Source organism: Streptomyces sp. NPDC051664 (genome assembly GCF_044453545.1).
In the GTDB taxonomy this organism is placed as follows: domain Bacteria; phylum Actinomycetota; class Actinomycetes; order Streptomycetales; family Streptomycetaceae; genus Streptomyces.
The window spans coordinates 1-2,786 of record NZ_JBITCU010000100.1; the positions used below are offsets into that span (position 1 = coordinate 1).

General features: G+C 59.3%; 1 protein-coding gene. It reads left to right on the forward strand.

Features of this window, described 5'->3' with window-relative positions; all coding sequences use genetic code 11:
- The first annotated feature begins 592 nt into the window (after positions 1 to 592).
- Positions 593 to 2,722: a SpoIIE family protein phosphatase gene (locus ACIA8E_RS41725; protein WP_399307307.1), complete on the forward strand. Its 2,130-nt coding sequence runs from the start codon at positions 593 to 595 to the stop codon at positions 2,720 to 2,722.
- Positions 2,723 to 2,786 lie beyond the last annotated feature (64 nt).

Below are 2,786 nucleotides of genomic sequence, written 5' to 3' on the forward strand. Positions count from 1 at the left end.
TGAACGGGGCTATCCAGGACGGCTCCGACGCCGTGATCACACCAGACACCGCAAGATCATCTCACCTGTGACCAGCAGTTACGGGACAGCCCTTAAAGTCCAGTCCCCCGCACCCCTGGAGTACTAACCATGGATAGTGATCAGCACTGATAGGAGATGTGCCGAACGAGGAAAGCTTCCGATGTTGGCGACACGCTGGGGCCACCTCGCGACCCCGCTATCCTATCATTTTACACCTCAGTCGCCGCTTCTTGCGAAACATCTCCGCCAGTTGTTACAGAGTCACCGGCTGCGGGATCTGCCGTTCATCATTCACCCTCTTGTGGCCTAAGAACAGAGCGCCATTCCACGCGGTCATGCCCACCGAGGGATACACTCGAAAGCGGCGTTTGGGTGAGGCTTCGCTGATGCAGGGGATAGTCCTATTGTTCCTGTGTCAAATGAGTACGATGCTCGATGTGCCTGTAACTTCTACGCGCTTGATTGGTGATCTTGAGGATCTCTCCGAGCGTTCGGAATCGATCCATCTTCTCGAACGAGACGTTGGAGAGTGTGCGCCGATGCGAGGCCAGGGCGATCTGTGGAGGACACGGTGGACACGTCGGAGCCGGTGGGGGAAGTGGAGACGCTGCTAGCCGCAGCTGTGACACGAGTGATGCGACGCTTGGCTTCAGCAACGGCGACGGTGTACCTGCCGGTCCCAGGCGAGCCCGAGTTGCGTGCTGCGGTCGTCGCCGTGTCCTCTTTGGGGCTCGCGCCGGTCGAACGGGTATTGTTCGATGATCCGGTGCTGCCGTCGGCTGCTGTATACCGGCAGTTTGAGCCGGTCACGGCGCATTCGGTGAACATGATCAAGAAATATCCAGAGCTGGCGGTGTTCGCGCCCTTCCCTTTCACCATCAGTGCTGTGCCACTATTGGATGGTAACCGTTGCCTAGGGACGCTCAGCGTTTTCTGGCCGAGAATGTTTCACGAACCCAAAGATGAAGAAATTTATTTCCTTTCACGCGAAGCGGAAAAAATCGTAATGCATCTCAAGCGTAGGGAGGATAGCAACCCCGTGGTGCCCGGAAGGGTGCCCATGGTCGTTGCAGGCGAAGAACCTGGCCTGGACGGCTCCACTGATGGGTCTGAGGCTGAAGCACCAGCGATTTCTTATCATCTGCAGAAGCTGATTGGCCATTTGTCGTCGGTGAGCCATACGGAAGAGGCAGTCAAATTCGCTATCGAGCGAGTGATGTCTGGCTTTGGGGCTCAAGCGATGGCTCTCAGTCTGGTAGAAGCCGACCGATTGCGAGTCATTGGTTCGGCGAATTGCTCACGTGAATATTTGCGGGCTATCGACGGGCTACATCTCAGTAAACCCTCGATGGAGTCACAGGCAATTAACGGGATGCGAACGCGGGAGTTTATGGGGATCTCTGGGGATTCCGACTTCGCAGCAGGTACAGGGCAGGACGATACGTGGGTGGTGCTGCCGATGCTGGCCGACGGCAAAGCCATTGGGGCTTGTTCTTTGGCCTTCTCCCGGAAGCGCCGGAGTACCGCGGCCGAGCAGGCAGCGCTCACCGCGCTGGCCACAGTCCTCGGATTCGCTTTCGATCGCACGAGGACATTTGATGCGCACTATCTGTTGGCCCAGCAGTTGCAGCAGGCCTTGCTGCCTCGCTCTCTTCCCCCCGTCGTTGGTGTTCTCAGCACCAGCCGCTACGTGCCAGCGGTGGGTGTTCTGGAACTGGGTGGGGACTGGTACGATCTCATGCGTTTGCCTAATGGTGCTGTGGCCGCAGTAATCGGCGATGTACAGGGCCACAGCACAACCGCTGCGGTCGTGATGGGACAGTTGCGCAGCGGTGTTCGGGCCTACGCTGCCGAAGGGCACGGTCCCGGCGCCGTTCTTGAGCGAGCGAACCAGCAACTCCTCGACCTGGAGACGGAACTTCTTGCGACGTGCTGCTGTGTATGGATCAGTCCAGATACGGGGCGCGTCCAGATTAGCACCGCCGGTCACCCTGTTCCGCTGATCCGGAATGGCGACGGGCGGTACTGGCGGGAGGACATCGATATCGGTATCCCACTGGGGGTGGAAGAGCGTCCTAGGTACGAGACCGTACACATTCAGCTCTCACCTGGTGCGACGCTGGCCCTTTTCACCGACGGCTTGGTGCAGCCGAGCGGCGAGATGGCTTCGGACGTGTTCGAGTCGGCACTCACGGAATCTGATGGCAAGCTGGAGACTCTTGGTGACCGCCTCGTCAGGTCGGTCGCGGAAGGTCATTCTTCGGATGACGCAGCCTTGCTTCTGTTGCGCTATGAGGGCCCGCCCTCCCCAGCGCATGCTGTCGGGGAACTCAAGTTGCAGCGACATGATCTTCAAGGGGTGCGTCGTGCGCGGATCTTCCTGCGTGAGTGGCTGCAGGAGTGCGGATTGGAATCCCTTGCCGACCAGGCGGAACTTCTCATGTCCGAGGTCGTTACGAACGCACTGGTCCACGGTGACAGTGACGTCGACGTGCAACTGCGCGGATACCCGGACCGGCTGCATGTGGCCGTCCTGGACTCGGACCCGCACCTTGCTACTCCCGTCATCATCCCGAAGGAGGAGGAGGACCAAGCCGAGGGGGGGCGGGGTCTGCTAATCGTCTCGGCCTTGGCGGGTTCATGGGGCAATTCACCCAATGGCCAAGGCAAGACCGTGTGGTTCGACCTACCCGGTGACTAAGGGCCCGTAAAGAATCAACACGTTGCTTCACGGTCTCCCTGTCGTTGGTGTGGTATGCGCATAC